Consider the following 16068-nt stretch of genomic DNA (forward strand, 5'->3'; position numbering starts at 1 on the left):
TCCGAACGGGTGATGCAAGGCCCCCCGCCCCGCGCCCGGCCCCGGGGAACCCGCCCCGCGCCCCCGCGAATCCGGCCGCGCACCCCCCGCGACCCGCCGCGCGGCACGGTCAGCGGCGACGTACCAACGGGAAAGGCAGCGTCTCACGGATCGTCCGCCCCGTGAGGAACATCACCAGCCGGTCCACCCCGATCCCCAGCCCGCCGGTCGGCGGCATCGCGTACTCCAGCGCCGTCAGGAAGTCCTCGTCCAGCTCCATCGCCTCCGGGTCGCCGCCCGCCGCCAGCAGCGACTGCCGGGTCAGCCGGGCCCGCTGCTCCACCGGATCGGTCAGCTCGGTGTACGCCGTGCCCAGCTCCGTGCCGTACGCGACCAGGTCCCAGCGCTCGGCCAGCCGCGGATCGGTGCGGTGCTGCCTGGTCAGCGGCGAGACCTCGGCCGGGAAGTCCTTGTAGAAGCACGGCGTGGTGGTGCGCTCCTCCACCAGCCGCTCGTACATCTCCAGCGCCACGTCGGCCGGGCCGTCCTCCGGGCCGTACGGCACCCCCGCCCGGTCGCACAGCGCGCGCAGCCGCGCCAGCGGCGTCCCCGCGTCGACCTCCTCGCCCAGCGCCAGCGAGATCGCCCCGAACACCGTCCGCACCGGCCACCGCCCCGACAGGTCGACCTCCGCGCCGTCCGGCCGCCGGGCGGTCTGGCCGCCGTTCGCCGCGACGGCCGCCGCCTGGATCAGCTCCCGCGCCAGACCGAGCATCACGTCGTAGTCCGCGAACGCCTGATACGCCTCCAGCATCGTGAACTCGGGGTTGTGCTTGTACGACACGCCCTCGTTGCGGAAGGTCCTGCCCAGCTCGAAGACCCGCTCCACCCCGCCGACGCACAGCCGCTTCAGATACAGCTCGGGCGCGATCCGCAGATACAGGTCGAGGTCGTAGGCGTTGATGTGCGTGGTGAACGGGCGGGCGTTCGCGCCGCCGTGCACCGGCTGGAGCATCGGCGTCTCGACCTCCAGGAAGCCGCGGTCGGCCAGCGTCGTACGGACCGCGCCGACGGCCGCGCTGCGGGCGGTGAGCAGGGACCGCGCCTCGGGGGAGACCACCAGCGCCAAATAGCGCTGCCGCACCCGCGCCTCCGGGTCGGTCAGGCCGCGGCGCTTGTCCGGCAGCGGGTGCAGGCACTTGCCGGTCAGCGTCCAGGAGTACGCCTCCGCGGTCGGCTCACCGCCGCGGCTGACCGTCATCGCCCCCTCGACCCGGAGCAGGTCGCCGAGGTCCACGCCCGACTCGAACTCCCGCAGACCGTCCCGTCCGAGACGATCCCTGGTCAGCATGATCTGGAGGTCGCCCGACCAGTCCCGCAGCGTCACGAAGACGACCCCGCCGTGGTCGCGCACCCGCAGCACCCGGCCCGCGACCGCCACCGCGCTGCCCGCCCCCGCCGTACGCGCCACCGCCAGCGTGTGCGTCGGCCCCGCGCTCACCGGATACGGGTCGACGCCGTCGCGCCGCATCCCCTCGACCTTGGCCAGGCGCACACGGACCTGCTCGGCGGGGCCGTGCGGGTCCGCGGGGGCGTGACGGCCGCGCTCGGCCGCGGCGGCCGTCACGCTCGCCGTCGTCATCCCCGCCGCCGTACCGCCCACCACGCCCGCCGTCGCACCGGCCACCGCCGTACCGCCCACCGCGCCCGCTCCCGTACCGCCCGCCGCGGACCGGCGGCGGCGCCGGAAGCGCAGGCTCGGGAGTTCCACGAAACCCTCGGCGATGCCCGAGGCCAGGCCGATCCTGGCCATGTCCTTGCCGTCGGCGTAACACAGGTACCGCGGGTACCAGTGCGGCTGGTACTTCACGTTCGAGCGGTACATCGCCTCCAGCTGCCACCAGCGGGAGAAGAACAGCAACAGCCGCCGCCACATCCGCAGGACGGGCCCCGCGCCGATCCGGGCGCCCTCCTCGAAAGCGGACCTGAACACCGCGAAGTTCAGCGAGACCCGCCGGACACCCAGCGCGCCCGCGCCCGCGGCCAGCTCGGTGACCATGAACTCCATGATCCCGTTGGGCGCCGTACGGTCCCGCCGCATCACGTCGAGCGACACCCCGTCGTGCCCCCACGGCACGAACGACAGCAGCGCGGTCACCCGCCCCTTGTCGTCCAGCGCCTCCACCAGCAGGCACTCGCCGTCCGCCGGGTCGCCGAGCCGCCCCAGCGCCATCGAGAAGCCGCGCTCGGTGTCGGTGTCCCGCCAGGCGTCCGCCAGCCGTTCGACCTCCCGCAGCTCCTCGGGCGACAGGTCGTGGTGCCGCCGGATGCGGGTGGTCGCCCCGGTCCGCCGCACCCGGTGCACCGCCTGCCGGATACCGCGCATCTCGCGGCCCGCCAGGTCGAAGTCCGTCACGTCGAGAATCGCCTCGTCGCCCAGCTCCAGCGCGCCGAGCCCCGCCCGCGCGTACGCCTTCGCGCCCTCCTCGCCCGCGCCCATCACCGCCGGCACCCAGCCGTACGCCCCCGCGTGCGCCAGCCACGCGTCGATCGCCGGACCCCACGCCTCCGGGTCGCCCAGCGGATCACCGCTGGCCAGACAGACCCCCACCTCCACCCGGAACGTCACCGCGGACTTGCCGCTCGGCGAGAACACCACCGACTTGTCGCGCCGCGTCGCGAAGTAGCCCAACGAGTCCTTGTCCCCGTACCGCGCCAGCAGCGCCCGGATACGGTCCTCGTCGTCCCCCCGCAGCGCCGCCTCCATCCGCTGCGACCTGAACAGCGCCGCCGCCGCGCACAGCAGGGCCGCCGCGCCGAACAGGCCGAGCCAGAAATTCGTCCAGTACGGCGGCCTGCCGATGTCGGGCAGGTCGTTCACTCCGCCGACCACCTTGTTGACCGCCCACCGCAGCCGGTTCCCGCCCTCCAGCGTCCCCGGGAACAGCGTCAGCAGCCCCCACCCCAGCAGCACCCCGATCGCCAGCCCGCACACCAGCACCAGCAGCGCCCGCCAGAACGCCCCCTTGCGCACCCGCGCCGAGAACTCGCCCCGCGCGGCGATCACCGCGCCCAGCACCGTGCCCGTGATCAGCAGCGCCGGGATCGCGCTCCAGTCGCGCACCGCGATCAGCACCAGATTCGCCACCACGGTCAGACCGAGGAAGACCGCCACGATCCAGTACGCCACCCGTTTGCGGGCCGCCATCGCGCCGCCCAGCAGCACCAGGAACGCCGCGTACGCCAGATTCGGCGACGCCGGCACCGTCAGGATCTCCACCCACCGGCGCACCGGGTCCAGCAGGGGCCGCAGCGGGGAGACGACGGCCAGGGTGGCGCAGAACAGGGCCAGAATCCCGAAGAATTCTCCGAACCAGCCCGGAATTCTGGGCGCCACCCGCCCCCACGCCACCTTCCCGGGCATCGGCTCCGCCTCTCCTCCCACGCACCTGGCGCCTTCAGCTTTCCCCAACCCGGCGGGACGCGCCTCTCCAGGCGTACGGCTCCGGGCTAGGGAGCACCGTCCTCAGGGGTGAGGAGGGTGCCGCGGTGGCGGAGACGGGGTCCGGTGAGGAACCCTTCGGCGATGGCATTGGCGGCAGCCACCCGCGGAAGGTCGGCTCTCCGCTCGAAGAGCACATAGCGGGCCTGCCAGCGCGGCGCGAACGCCGCGTAGCCCCGCTCGCGGGCGGCGACCTGCCCGAGGCGGGCGAGAAGCCGCAGCGGGGCGCGGCGCAGCCGCGAGGACAGGGCGCCGCGGAAGGCGGTGAAGTTGAGGGACACGCGGGTGACCGCGCCCAGCGGAGCCCTACCGGCTGCGGCGCGCAGCAGCACCTCGGTGAGGAGGAAATCCACCGGGGCCCGCCCGGACTCCCGGTCGCGCCGGATGAGGTCGAGGGTGAGCCCGTCGGGCCCCCACGGCACGAACGTGACCATCGCGCAGGTCCGCCCGTGCGGATCGAGGCACTCCGCCAGGAGACAGTCCCCGTCGGCCGCGTCACCGAGCCGCCCGAGCGCCACGGAGAAGCCGCGCTCGGCGGGGTGCCGCCGCCACCTGTCGGCCAGATGCGCCAGCCGCCGCAGTTCGTCCGGGGCGATCTCCCGGTGCCTGCGCAGCACCACCGAGTAGCCCGCGCCGCCGAGCACCCCGTGCGCCTGCCGCAGCGCGCTCAGCTCGGCGGAGCCCGTATCGGCGAAGACGGCGGCGAAGGAGGCCGCCTCCACCACCGCCTCGTCACCGGACGGCAGCGCGCGGAAACCGGCCGCCTCGTACACCACGGCCGCCGCGGGCCCCGCGCTGGTGACGGCCGGGACCCAGGCGTGCCGCCGCGCCGTGTCCAGCCAGTGGTCGACGGCCCGCGGCCAGGCCGCCCGGTCGCCGACGAGGTCACCGGAGGCGAGCGCGACCCCGTTCACCACGCGGTAGAGGACGGCCGCGTCCCGCTCCGGGGTCCAGGACACCGCCTTGTCGCGGCGCAGCGCGAAGTAGCCGAGCGAGTCGCGCCGCCCGTACACCCGCAGCAGCGCCCGCAGCCGCCGCTCGTCCGCGGGCAGCAGCCGGTCCCGGCCGCGCGGCGAGCGGAAGAAGGCGAGCAGGATGAGCAGCATCAGCGCGACGCTCAGGACGTTGATCGCCAGGTCCGTCCAGCCGGGCACCCGGATCTCGGGCAGGTCGAAGAGACCGGACACCGTCAGCACCCGCACCAGCGTGTACCGCGTACTGGCCCCCCACTGGCGCGGCGGCAGCTCGTCCGTCGCGTGCACCAGCAGCGTGCCCAGGCCGATCGCCACCGCGCCGCCGACGACGAAGGTCGTCAGCCCCAGCGTCACATTGCCCCGCTCGCCGCGCACGTTGAACACCGTCCTGGACACCAGCAGCGCGAACAGCACCAGCCCGGTCACCCCCAGCGACACCCAGTTGAACGGATGCCCGCGCGTCACCGGCAGCGCCGCCACACCGGCCAGGCACAGCAGTGTGTATCCGCCGGTCAGCACGGTCGTGACGATCCAGGCGGCCCGCTTGCGGCGGCGCAGGCTCACCGACAGCACCAGCGCGAGCACCGCGCCGGTGAAACCGGGGCTGACCAGGAAGGCGGTGAAGAACTCGCCGTTCGAGGCGGCCCGCACCCGGTCGCGGAACGGCGCGATCACCCCGGTCACCGCGTTGACCGCGCACACCACCCGCAGATACCAGACGGTGAAGGCCGCACCCGGCTGCCGCAACGGCCGCAGCACGCGGGCCAGCAGCGTCTCGATCCTGGACGGCGGCAGCTCCACGATCGTCGGCCGCCGCGCGGGCTTGCGCGCGGGCGTCGCCGACGGCAGCGGCGCGCCCGCCACCGCGTCCATCACGGCCGTCTTCATCGCGACCATCCGCCGGTGGATCCGGTCCTCGCGCCGCTCGGCCCTGGCCATCCGGCGCGGCCGGGAGGTGTACCGCCAGCGCGCCCACGGACTGGCCGGGCGGGCCAGCCGCAGCGCGCCGACGATCGCCAGCACCGGCACCATCACCCCGAGCAGCCCCGTCCAGACCTTGCCCTTGGACAGGCACACCACCACGAAGCCGATCAGCACCCCGGCGCTCAGATACTGCTGGTACGACTCCCCGACGACGAATCCGCCCAGCGGGGCCTGGCCGATCAGCAGCAGTCCGATCACCGACACCGCGAGGATCACCGCGTCGACCGACTGGCGGCCCTGCTCGCTCCAGTAGACGTCCTTCAGGTGCAGCACCAGCGCGAACTCGTCCAGCACCAGGCCGCAGCCGATCCCGAAGACCAGCGCGAGCACGTCGTGCACCGCCGGGCCGCCGCGTACGGCGAACGACCCGATGCCGCCGATCAGCATCATCGCCTGGCCGAACACCACATGGTGGATGTGCAGGCCGCCGGGCTGCACATTGCCCGGCCACCACTTCACCCCGCGCCGGATCATCCGCACGCTGAACCGGATGAACAGGAAGGAGCCGATCAGTCCGACCAGCAGCAGGAAGAGCGGCTCACGGCCGGTGTCCGCGATCCGCGTCCGGTACGCGTCGGCCAGCCAGTCCACCATGGCTCCAGGGTCGTCGTGGTGCGGGCCGTCGGCCACCCGGACGGCGCGTCCGCATGCCTGGACGTTCATACGAAGAAGGCCCCCCGCTTCCGCGAGGGGCCTTCGACCGTCTGTGCGCCGCCAGGGACTCGAACCCCGGACCCGCTGATTAAGAGTCAGCTGCTCTAACCAACTGAGCTAGCGGCGCCTGCCGACGTCGTAGACCTTAGCATCCGGCCACGGGGAGCGGAAATCGATATGACTCAGGCCGTTCCAGGGGTGCTGACCAGGGCGGGAACGGTCTTCGCGGGCGCCGACCTGGCCGCCCGCACGCACGCCCAGAGGACCACGTCCGCGCCCGGCAGCCAGGGGTGCCGGGTGTCGGGCGCCACCAGCCAGCGGGACAGCCCTGCCCCCGGATCGCAACCGGAGTCCTGGCCGGCCTCGGCGCCGTCCAGCGGCGCGTACAGCGGCGGTACGGTCACCGCGTCGCCGCTGCCGTGACAGAGCATCGGCGGCACCGCCTGGCCCCACTCCTCCCAGTCCAGCAGGTACGGCAGCCGCTGCGCCGTACCCGGCGCGACGAGCAGCAGCAGCCGCCCGCGGTGCACGGCCACCGGGCCGCTGCCGGGGCCCGACGCCCATAACTGCTCCAGGAGTCTGCGGCCGAACAGCGCCGACAGGTTCACCACGTCGAACGCCGTACCGCACGGCAGCACGCTCGGCGCCGTCGGACGGGCCGACCACAGCGCCCGCACGCTGCGCGGGAAGGCGCTGGCCGAGGCCAGCCACTCGGCGCCCTCCGGGGTGACGTACGACGTGTGCCGACGCCGCTGGGCTTCGGTGACGACCTCGGTGACGGCATGCGTCACGGCCGCGATGCTTCCGGTCCCTTGCCATTCGTCCATGGCATCTACAGGTACCGGCCGCTTCCGGCGCGGTCGGCGCAATCGGACGAATTCGGGACAGGAGGGTGGGAGAGGGGGTACCTTGCCGCGACGCATATGCGGGGCACGGTTGCGGCGGCCCCCGGCGGCGTGACAGTCACGGCAGCCGCCAGGGGAGCCGGAAGCGCCCGCGGACACGTCCTAGGGGGCGCCGCCGCCCGCGGACAGGCCCCCTAGGGTGCGCCGCCGCCCGCGATCAGGCCCTCGCCGTACTCGACCATCCGCTTCGCGTAGTCCTCGGTCCACCCCGCGCGCTCGGCCAGGCCCGCGTACGTCAACCGGTCGAAGCGGCGCGGATCGGTGAGCTGCGCGGCGGCTATCGCCTGGAAGTCCGTGGCCCGGTCGGCGGCCGTACGGAAAGCCGTCGCCAGCTCCGTCGCCCGCGCCAGCATCCGCCCCGGATCGTCCATCGACTCCAGGTCGAAGAAGTGCTCCGGATCCTCCACCGTCGCGGCAGGCTCGAAGCTCAGCGACGCGGGCCGCCTGGGCCGCGGCGCCGCCTCCCGCGACCCACCGCCCTGCGCGTTCTGAGCCGACTGCGGCTCTGACATACGGCTACCTCCGGAATCGATCACGCACACCATTGTCCCGCGCCCACGCAAGACCCCCTCCATTCGGGTGAGCGACCGCGCTCACGGCCGCCAGCTCACCCGGTGTTCCGCGAGGTGCGCCAGGACCGCGTGGTTGGCCTCCCAGCCGTCGGGGAACTTGACCGTGACACCGAGCTGGACCGGCTCGGAGGACGGGTGCTCGTCGAGGAGTTCGGCCACGCCCGCGCGGCACACCACGATGCACGCGTGCCGGTGCCGGGAGGCCAGCACGCACAGCCGCCCGGTCTCCAGATGGAACGCCGTGGCGTCGGGGCGGCCGGACAGCGGGTGCAGCACCACGGTCACGTCGAACTCGCGGCCCTGGAGACGGTTCGCGGTGTCCACCGTGACCCCGGCGACGCCGACGTCGGCCAGCGCGGCGCGCACCGCCGCCGCCTGGTCCCGGTGCGCGGTGCCGACCGCGATCCGGTCCGCGGTCAGCGCCGCCGGATCGGGATCGGGCGCGGAGTACGTCAGACCCCCGCGGTCCAGCAGCCGCCGCACCACCGCGGCCACCGCGCGTACCGCCTCAGGGTCGGTGCGCGGGGTGTGCCGGGCGGGCAGCTCCAGCAGCCCCCAGCCGCTGGCCGCCGCCTCGTCCAGGACACGGTCGGGCCCGCCGCCGTCGCCCGGCACCCCGAACACCAGCCGCCGGTCGCCGTGGTCCGTACCGCTCCTGAACGGGGTGTACGGGTAGAAGGCGCGCGACACCAGGGGCGCCGCCGACGCGGGCAGCCGCCAGGACACCGGCAGCCGGTGCTGCGGCAGCCCCGGATTGTGCGCGAGCAGCGTCACCACCGCGCTCGCCGACGGGTCGTAGCTCAGCCCCGCCCACTGCTCCGCGCCGACCACGCTGAACGGGTCCAACTGCCCGGGGTCGCCCACGAACAGCGCCCGCTCGAAGAGCCCCGCCACTTGCAGCAGCGCGTCCGACCGCATCTGGTACGCCTCGTCCACGATGGCGTGCCGCCACGGCTCGGTGTCCTTCACGTACGCCCACTTCGCCGCGGTCGCGATCACCACCTCGCAGGCCCGCAGATCCGCCACAGAACTGGACTTCATCAGCGCCGGGTGCCGGTCGAGCGCCTTGTCGGGCGGCGACTCGGCGCCGTGCAGCCGGCCCACCGGCAGGTCGGGCTCAGCGGTGGCGAGCCGGTCCGCGAGGTCGTCGACCTGCGCGTTGGTCTGCGCGACGATCATCAACGACTCGCCCGCCGCCGCCAGTTCGCGTGCCGCGCGCACCACGAGCGTCGACTTGCCCGCGCCGGGCGGCGAGTCGACCACGACCCCGCGGGCGGTGCCGTGCAGCGTGCTCTCCAGGATCGCGGCCGTCGCCTCGGCGGCGGCCCTCCCCGCGTCGAACCCGTCCTTTCTGTCCCACCTCTCCGGTACGTGTCCGTCCGTGTCCGGGCCGTCGGCTCGCACGGGCTGCGTCACAGGTAGTCCTCCGCGGTCACGGTGTCGGGCGGGTCAGCGGTCGGCGGTGTGCCGGGCGGCGTCCCGGCGTCGGGCGGGCCGCCGTGCGTCCACGGTGTCTGCTCCGGCTCCGGCAGCCCGGGGCCGCCGCGCGGATCGTGCTCGAAGAAGGTGAAGTCCACCCGGTCACCGGCCCCCGGCACCGACCCCTCCTTCGGCGTCCGCCCGCTCCCCATCCCCCCGGTGAGCCGCACCACCACCACGAACCGGCCTTCCGGCCCGGTCGCAGGACCGCCGTCCGGCGCGGTGGCGACGCTGCCGTCCGGGGCCACCGAGACCACTTCGGCGCTCTGCGCGGACTTGGCACCCGGCACGGAGCGGTACGCCTTGGTGCCGGGCTCGGCCTGGGGGAGGTCGTGGGTGCGGATGGTCAGGAGGGGGCGGGGCATGGGCCGCTTGCCCTCGGAGTACGTCATCTCGACGCCGATGACCTCGCCCGCGAACGCCTCGCCCGCCAGCCGCCTGGCCGCCATCGTCAGGGGGTCGTCCAGCGCCTCCTGCGCGGAGACCCGCGCCTGGGCCGTCTCGCGGCCCGCGAGCTTCTGCGCGGCGGCGATGGCGCCGTCCCGCTTGGGCTGCGGCGGCTCACCCGCGCGCAGCCGGTCGCGGTGCCCGGTGAACGACCAGCGGTCGCGCTTCCACCGGTCGGCCACATGCGCGCCCTCGGGCAGCGCCCGCAGCAGGTCGAGGCCGCGCCACACGTCGTCCCAGGTCGGCCGGAGCTGGGAGCCGACCAGCCGCCGTACCTCCGCCTCGGCCGCGGCCAGCTCCGCGGCGGCCCCGGCCGGGTCGGCCTCCGCCGCCGTACGCGCCGCGTCGTAGCGGGCCATCGCGGGGGCCAGCACACGGTTGTCGAAGACCGGGTCGGTCGCGGGACCCGCGGGCGGGCTCAGCAGCAGCCCGTCGGCGGCGCGGTCGGTCTGCGCGCGCTCGGCGGCGACCGCCCCGTCCAGCCCGTCCGGCGGGTCGATCCAGCCGAGCAGGCCGCCCAGGTGCTGGTCCTCCATCGAGCTCTGCCCGGTCGCCCAGTGCCGGGTCAGCAGCTCCGTCATGGCCACCAGCAGCGCGCTGCCCGGCGTACGCGCCCGCTCCCCGTAATGCGTCAGCCAGCGGCCGAGCAGCGGCACCGGCACCGGGACGGGGTGCGGCGCGTCCGGGTCCTCGACCGTCCGCAGGAAGCGCGTGGACCGGCCGAGCAGGCGGACGTACTCCAGCGCCGCGCTGTTCGGCACCACGATCTGCGGCGCGTCCGCGCAGACCTCCGACTCTCCCCCAGCCCGGCGGCTGGGAGGTGCCCCCACGCGGTTGCGGGTCGCGGGCTCCACCTCGACGTCGTCCGCGTACGCGTCCATCAACGGCAGTACGGCGCCCGCGAGTCCGGCGAAGAAGCCGAAGCGCAGCTCCCGGTCCAGCGGCTGCGGCACCACGAGCAGCTCGGGCGCCGCCCGGTCCGTGCCCACCATCGCGCCCAGCGGCGCGCCCGCCTCACCGGCCGTCGTCAACGGCACCAGCACCAGCGGCCGTTCGGCCAGGTGCCGGTGGCGTACGGTCGCCGCGGGCACGGCCCGGCCCGTCGCGACGGCCTCGGCCCGCGCGAGCGTGTTCATCAACGACATGCGGCACCGTCCCGTACGGCGGCGTCGTCCGCTGCCTGGTCCCGTACGGCCGCCTGGGCGGGCAGCGCGGGTGCCTCTTCCCGGGCGGACAGCGCCTCGGCCCGCAGGGCCGCCGCCCTGCGCAGCGCCGCCACCGCCGGGTCGGCCGGGTCACCGGCCTCACCGTGCGCGGCCGACAGCACCGCCTCCACCGTCGTCAGGGTGCCCAGCTCGCCGCGCAGACTGCGGCCGAGCGACTCCACGCAGCCGTCCGCCCGCGACCGGTCACGGCAGTGGTACGCCAGCTCGCAGGTCGACAGGCACTCGGGCGCGTACGCGGCGGGCACCGCGTCCACGGCGGCGGTCAGGTCGATCCGCGGGCGGGTCGGCGTACTGCCGTCCGCGCCGTACCGCAGGTCGAAGGTGGTGCCCTCGGGGAGGGCCGCCGCGATCTCCTCGATCCGGGTCAGCCGGGCCAACTGCCGCCGGGTGACCGAGAGCTGCTTGCGGACGTCGACCCACTCGGCGGTCGGCAGATTCGAGAAGTCCTTCGGGCAGACCAGCAGGACGTCGGGCCGGGTCCGGCCGGCCGCCACCTCGTCGAGCGCGAGCACGTACACCGCGGACTGCCGGGCCGCCGCGCCGACCTTCAGCGCGTCCGCGCCGCCGTCCAGGATCGGGAAGGACTTGATCTCCACCACCGTCCAGGACCCGTCGGGCCGCACCGCCACCGCGTCCGGCTCCAGATACGCCAGCGACCCCGCGACCTCGAGGGCCAGCAGCGGATGGTCGAGCAGCGTCCAGGAACCGGCCGGTGCCTCGGCGAGCGCCAGCCGCGTACGGGCCGCCCGGCCCTCGGGCCCCGCCGCCGACAGATCGGGGACCTCGGCGGACTCCGGAATCCCCGCCGCCGTCTCCGCCGCGCCCAGCAGCCGCAGCAACTCGGCGCAGCCGTCCCGTTTGACGCGGGCCTCGAAGGCGTGGCCGCGCGAGAAGGCGAAGCGGGACTGGCCGAACCGGGCGGGCGCGCCCAGCACTTCGGCGACCGCGCCCTTGTCGACCCCGGCGGCGTCCAGCAGCGCGCGGCGGCGGCACCCGGGGTTGGCGGCCAGCGCGGCCAGCGCCCGTGCGTCGAGCGGCCGTGGCGCGGTGTCGGGGCCGCGCAGCGCGGCCAGCCGTTCCCGCAGCGAGTGGTGGTGGTGCGTAGTGCTCACCCGCGAAAGTGTGGCACTCGGCTACGACATCCGGCTCTGTCCGGCGTGTTCGCCCGCCGCACGCGGGTCGTCGGCGTCGTCCGGCCCGTCCGCGCCGGGCGGTACGGACACGGTCCGCGGCTTCGGTACGGAGGCGCCGCCGCCGGGCGCCGGAATGCTCGCGGCGACACCGCTGACACCCGTGGCATGCGTGCCGTTGGACACCTGCGTGCCGTTGGACACGTGCGTGCCGTTGGAGACCTGCGCGGTATTGGCGACGTGCGCGGTGACCACCGCGGACGACGCACCGGACACCGGCTCCGTCTCCTCGGCCGTCGGCCTGCCCAGGGCTTCCTTCACGCGCGCCAGCAGCCGGTCGGCGACCCGCAGCGCGGGCTTCGCCAGCAGATAGCCCAGGCCCATCACGGCGACACCGGCCACCGCGTCCAGCAGATAGTGGTTGGCGGTGCCCATCACGACACACGCCGTCGTCACCGGGTAGAGCACGCCCAGGGTGCGCACCACCCTGTTCCGCCCGTAGCGCCACAGGATGATCCCGCACCACAGCGACCAGCCCACGTGGAGGCTGGGCATCGCCGCGTACTGGTTGGTGAGATGTCCCATACCGCGCGGCGCGCTCGCGTCGGTGCCCCACCAGCCGTAGGAGCCGTACTGCGCCATCGTGTCGATGAAGCCGTGCCCGCCGCCGATCAGCCGCGGCGGCGCGGTGGGCGCCACGGTGAAGCCGACCAGACCGATCAGCGTCGAGATCATCAGCCACGTGCGCGCCACCCGGTAGTGCGTCGGGCGGCGGCGCCACAGCCAGATCAGGATGCTCGGCGTCACCACATAGTGCAGCGACGCGTACGCGAAGTCCGCGGGCACGCCCAGGAAGGCGTGCTGCGTGAAGAGCTTGTTGAACCAGCGCTCCGGATCGATGTGCAGGAGCTGCTCGAAGTGCAGGATGTCCGCGCCGTGTTCGACGGCGTCGTCCACATCCCCCCTGACCAGCAGGCGGGCGCCGGAGTAGAGCGCGTAAATCACCGCGATGAGCGGCAGCTCGGTCCACCAGCGCAGCTTCCCCCGGTAGGCGGCGGCGCGCGGCGCGGTGGCGGTGATCGTCATGCGGGCGTCTCTCCAGGTTCTCCGAAGGCCGCGGGCGGGCGGTCATGGTCTTGGCGCGTACCCTCTACCGTACGACGTACGCTAAACGCCACGTACACCGGCCCAGAACTACGGAAGAAACTCCGACATCGTACGGTGTTCAACGTTCCGTAGCAGGGGTATGTGCAGTCGAGGACGCCCGGTCCGCTCTCCGGGTTGCCTTCCTCGGCGTATTCCTCGACGTGTTGGCGACGTTCCGGCCTCGGCGTACCCCGTCGCACGAGGCACCCCAGCGTGACTGTTGTACGACTGAAGTACGACTGAGTACGAGAAACAAGAGAATCGGATGTCCGTCACCCAGCCGGTCCGCTCCCCACGGCGCCGTGCTCCCCGCAACTCGCTCAACCCCGACCGTATCCTCGACGCCGCGATCACCCTCCTCGACCGCGAGGGCGCCGAGGCGTTCACCATGCGCGCGCTCGCCCAGGAACTCGGCGTCGGCACCATGGCGGTCTACTCCCACTTCCGGGGCAAGGACGAGATCAGCGACGCCGTGGCACAGCGTCTGATGGACACGATAGAGCTTCCGCCCACCGGCACGGGCGACCCGCGAGGTGAGCTGCGGGAGGTCTGCCGCGGCGTCTACGGGCTCTTCACCGAGCACCCCTCCGCGCTCCAGCTCCTCACCATCAGGCCGCTGCGCGGCGACGACGCCATAGCCGTCATCGACCGCATGCTCGACCTGCTCAGGCGCGCCGGGCTCGGCCGCGCCGACGCGGCCCACGCGCACGTGGCCCTCATGCAGTACACCGTCGGCTCCGCCCTGTGGAACACCCGGCGGGCCCGCGCCCTGTGCGAGGACGGGGTACGCGACCGGGTCCGCGCCAAGATCGACGCCCTGCCGCCCGACGTCTACCCCGCCCTCGTCAGCCTCGCGCCCGAACTCCTCTGCGCCCAGGACCAGGGGTCCGCGCAGTACGAATTCGGCCTCGAAGGGCTGCTGGAGGGTCTGCTCGGCGGCGGCCAGGGGCTCTGAGGGCGGGGACGGCGGGGCCGTGAGGGCGGGGACGGCGGGGCCGTGAGCGATGATGGGGGCCCGTTTCCTAGGAAAGGCACCGCCGCATGGCTCCGCGCATTCTTCTGGTCAGACACGGCCAGACGGAATGGTCCCTGTCCGGGCGGCACACCGGCCGTACCGACATCCCCCTCACCGAGGAGGGGCGGCGCACCGCCCGGATCCTCGGGGAGCGGCTCGCGCGCGGGCCCTGGAACGGACTTCCCGACGTCGAGGTCCGCACGAGTCCGCTGCTGCGGGCCGCCGAGACCTGTGACCTCACCGGTTTCGGCGGCGCCGCCAAGGAGTGGGACGCGCTGGTCGAGTGGGACTACGGCGACTACGAGGGCCTGACGCCCGCCCAGCTCCAGGACCTGCGGCCCGGCTTCACCATCTGGCGCGACGGCGTGCCGGGCGGCGAGGCGCTGGCCGAGGTCGCCGCGCGCGCCGACCAGGTCGTCTCCTGGGCGCGGTCCGCCGAGCGCGACGTCCTCGTCTTCGCCCACGGGCACTTCCTGCGCGTCCTCGGGGCCCGCTGGCTCGACCTCGCCCCGTCCTTCGCCGGCGCCCTCCGCCTCGACCCCGCCTCCCTGTCCATCCTCGGCTGGGCCTACGGCGCCCCGGCGATCGAACGGTGGAACGACACCGGTCACTTGGCGTGAGGCTTTGACCGCGCCCTGACCGCGCCCCGCGCCGTCCCCGCGCCGTCCCCTCCGCGTCCTCGGCTCAGGAGGCGGGCGTCGGCAGGGGGCGGTCCAGGAGGAAGGACCGCAGGAGGGCGGTGTAGAGGGCGGGCTGGTCGTGGGAGATGGCGTGGCCCGCGTCCTTGACGCGCACGAGGCGGGAGTCCGGGAGGGTCTGCCGGTACTCCTCGGTCACGGCGGGCTTGATGAAGTCGCAGCTTCCCCGCATGACCAGGGACGGAACGCGGATCGCGCGCAGCCTCGGGCGCGGGTCGGGGAGCTGCTCGAAGTCCTTGACGGTCATCTGGTTGCTGTAGAAGCCCTGGGGGTTGGCGTGCGCCTCCGAGGCCGCGGCGTCCGCGCAGGAGGTGGTGTCCTTGCCGAGCAGGGCCACCTCGTGCATCCAGTGGTCGAGTTCGCCGTCGCCCACCAGGGCGTGGGCGGCGCGCGCGTTGATCTGGAGCAGCAGACTGGCGGCGATCAGCCGCGGCTTGCTGTCCAGCCGGTCACGGGCCGCCCGCTGGGCCGGTGTCAGGTGGTCCCAGGGGTCCCCCGCCGCGGAGCCGGGGAATTCGTGGCCCCACAGCGCGCCGGGCGAGGTGAACACGGCCTTGGCGACGTGCGTGCCGTGCGCCAGCAGGTACTGGGCGGCCAGCGAACCGCCCCACGACTGGCCGACGACGATGATCCGGTCCGCCCCGATCGTGCGGCGGATCGCGTCGAGGTCCGCGACCTGGCGCGCCACCGTGTACCCGGTGACGTCGGAGAGCCGGGTGGAGCGTCCGGCGCCCACCTGGTCGTACGCGTAGACGTCGAAGCCGTCCGCGGCCAACTCCCGGCCGCCGGTGGGGATGCCCTCCGACGGGGTGCCGGGGCCGCCGTGCAGGAAGACGACCGGGGTCGGCCTCGGAGTGCCGACGGCGGGTGCGTGCACATAGGCGATCCGTGAACCGGTCGGCAGATTCCAGAATCTGACGTCCGCCGGGACCGGGGCCGAGGCGGAGGTCGGCATCGGGCGGAAGACCGTACCGGCGGCGAGCGCGCAGACGCCGAGGAGCAGGACGCCGGTGAGGACGCAGGTCGCCCGCAGGCCGCCCTTGCCGAGCAGGGCGAACGCCCCTCGGCCGAGCGCCGCGGCCGTCCCCGCGGCGACCACCAGGCCGCACAGGGCGAGCAACGGGACATTCGCGGTCGCGAACGCCGCCGCGAAGAAACCGGCCGTCGCGGTGACGGGCGTCAGCGCCACGGTGACGACGAGGAGGACGCCGCCGAATATGCGGCGGGCGAGCGGGGGAAGCGCGGGAAGCGGGGGAAGTCTCAGTGCCATGTCGCCGAGGCTAGGTACGCGCGGGTCACCCGGTCGTCGTGCGCCCGGACGACCGGCGTCCGGCGAAATCCGCTGGTCGGCGGGGTC

The 16068-nt window shown here is 74.1% G+C and carries 11 protein-coding genes and 1 tRNA gene; 2 read left to right on the forward strand and 10 right to left on the reverse strand.

The window, feature by feature from the left end; translation table 11 throughout:
- Positions 1–109: 109 nt before the first annotated feature.
- From lysX to ACZ4EF_RS15270, 9 genes are all read right to left on the reverse strand, one after another.
- On the reverse strand, positions 110–3403 hold the full coding sequence (lysX, locus tag ACZ4EF_RS15230) for a bifunctional lysylphosphatidylglycerol synthetase/lysine--tRNA ligase LysX (RefSeq protein ID WP_467504800.1): 3294 nt from the start codon (positions 3401–3403) through the stop codon (positions 110–112).
- Between the two features lie 86 nt (positions 3404–3489).
- Complete coding sequence (locus ACZ4EF_RS15235; protein ID WP_467504802.1) at positions 3490–6102, reverse strand: phosphatidylglycerol lysyltransferase domain-containing protein; 2613 nt, start codon at positions 6100–6102, stop codon at positions 3490–3492.
- A 44-nt stretch (positions 6103–6146) separates the two neighbouring features.
- A tRNA-Lys gene (locus tag ACZ4EF_RS15240) sits at positions 6147–6220 on the reverse strand.
- A gap of 55 nt (positions 6221–6275) precedes the next feature.
- Positions 6276–6884 carry a bifunctional DNA primase/polymerase gene (locus ACZ4EF_RS15245; RefSeq protein WP_467346952.1) on the reverse strand — a complete coding sequence of 203 codons (609 nt, stop codon included), beginning with the start codon at positions 6882–6884 and terminating at the stop codon, positions 6276–6278.
- Between the two features lie 248 nt (positions 6885–7132).
- On the reverse strand, positions 7133–7510 hold the full coding sequence (locus ACZ4EF_RS15250; RefSeq protein ID WP_355343241.1) for a hypothetical protein: 378 nt from the start codon (positions 7508–7510) through the stop codon (positions 7133–7135).
- Between the two features lie 81 nt (positions 7511–7591).
- Positions 7592–8872, reverse strand: coding sequence for an AAA domain-containing protein (locus ACZ4EF_RS15255; RefSeq protein ID WP_402713197.1), 1281 nt, complete (start codon positions 8870–8872; stop codon positions 7592–7594).
- A 110-nt stretch (positions 8873–8982) separates the two neighbouring features.
- A complete protein-coding gene (locus tag ACZ4EF_RS15260; protein ID WP_467504804.1) occupies positions 8983–10641 on the reverse strand; it encodes a hypothetical protein in 1659 nt (552 codons plus the stop codon).
- Positions 10632–11834: a hypothetical protein gene (locus tag ACZ4EF_RS15265; protein WP_467504806.1), complete on the reverse strand. Its 1203-nt coding sequence runs from the start codon at positions 11832–11834 to the stop codon at positions 10632–10634. Before ACZ4EF_RS15265 ends, ACZ4EF_RS15260 begins: the two co-directional genes overlap by 10 nt.
- A gap of 21 nt (positions 11835–11855) precedes the next feature.
- Entirely contained in the window at positions 11856–12938 is a 1083-nt protein-coding gene (locus ACZ4EF_RS15270) for a phosphatase PAP2 family protein (RefSeq protein ID WP_467346955.1), read from the reverse strand.
- A 325-nt stretch (positions 12939–13263) separates the two neighbouring features.
- On the opposite strand from ACZ4EF_RS15270, the gene ACZ4EF_RS15275 reads away from it, so the two are divergent.
- Both ACZ4EF_RS15275 and ACZ4EF_RS15280 read left to right on the forward strand, forming a co-directional pair.
- Complete coding sequence (locus ACZ4EF_RS15275) at positions 13264–13953, forward strand: TetR/AcrR family transcriptional regulator (RefSeq protein ID WP_355343253.1); 690 nt, start codon at positions 13264–13266, stop codon at positions 13951–13953.
- Positions 13954–14039: 86 nt separating this feature from the next.
- Positions 14040–14633: a histidine phosphatase family protein gene (locus tag ACZ4EF_RS15280; RefSeq protein ID WP_391047011.1), complete on the forward strand. Its 594-nt coding sequence runs from the start codon at positions 14040–14042 to the stop codon at positions 14631–14633.
- A gap of 64 nt (positions 14634–14697) precedes the next feature.
- On the opposite strand, the gene ACZ4EF_RS15285 is transcribed toward ACZ4EF_RS15280, so the two are convergent.
- On the reverse strand, positions 14698–15981 hold the full coding sequence (locus ACZ4EF_RS15285) for an alpha/beta hydrolase (protein ID WP_467504809.1): 1284 nt from the start codon (positions 15979–15981) through the stop codon (positions 14698–14700).
- Positions 15982–16068: the final 87 nt, after the last annotated feature.

This window comes from Streptomyces sp. NPDC025721, assembly GCF_055558595.1.